Annotated in this window: 1 protein-coding gene; it reads left to right on the top strand. The window is 69.8% G+C overall.

Annotated features, from left to right (window positions below):
* Positions 1-691, top strand: a 691-nt coding sequence (locus tag B3H64_RS02080; RefSeq protein ID WP_286732536.1) for a bifunctional 5,10-methylenetetrahydrofolate dehydrogenase/5,10-methenyltetrahydrofolate cyclohydrolase, incomplete at both ends; no start/stop codon positions are given.

Here is a 691-nt window from a genome sequence, read left to right as displayed (position 1 = left end):
CACCCTGGCCATCGTCCGGGTGGGTGAGCGGGAGGACGATCTGTCCTATGAGCGGGGCGCCATGAAGCGGTGCGGCACGGTCGGCGTCTCGGTACGTCCCTTCGTCCTACCCGCGGACGTGCGCCAGGACGAGCTGCTGGCCGTCATCCGGCAGATCAACGAGGACCCGGCCATCCACGGCTGCCTGCTGTTCCGCCCTCTGCCCAAGCATCTGGATGAGCGGGCGGTATGTGAAGCGCTGCGGCCCGAAAAGGACGTGGACTGCATCACCAGCGGTTCCCTGGCGGCGGTCTTTTCCGGCCAGGGGGCGGGGTATCCCCCCTGCACCGCCCAGGCCGTGTTGGAAATTCTGGACCACTTCGGCTGCGAGCTCCGGGGCAAACGGGTCACGGTGGTGGGCCGGAGCCTGGTGGTGGGCAAGCCGGTGTCCATGATGCTGCTGGGCCGCCACGCCACCGTCACCATCTGCCACACCCGGACGGCGGACCTGCCGGGCCAGTGCCGTCAGGCGGAGATCCTGGTGGCCGCGGCGGGCAAGGCAGGCGTTATCGGGAAGGAACACGTCTCCCCCGGCCAAGTGGTCGTGGACGTAGGCATCAACTGGGATGCGGCCGCGGGCCGCCTGCGGGGGGACGTGGACTTCGAGCAGGCCGAACCCCTTGTGGAGGCCATCACCCCGGTCCCCGGCGGC

It is taken from the genome of Intestinimonas sp. UBA1698, assembly GCF_002320075.1.
GTDB classification, from domain to species: domain Bacteria; phylum Bacillota; class Clostridia; order Oscillospirales; family Oscillospiraceae; genus Intestinimonas; species Intestinimonas massiliensis.
This window is presented reverse-complemented; position numbering and strand designations above follow the sequence as displayed.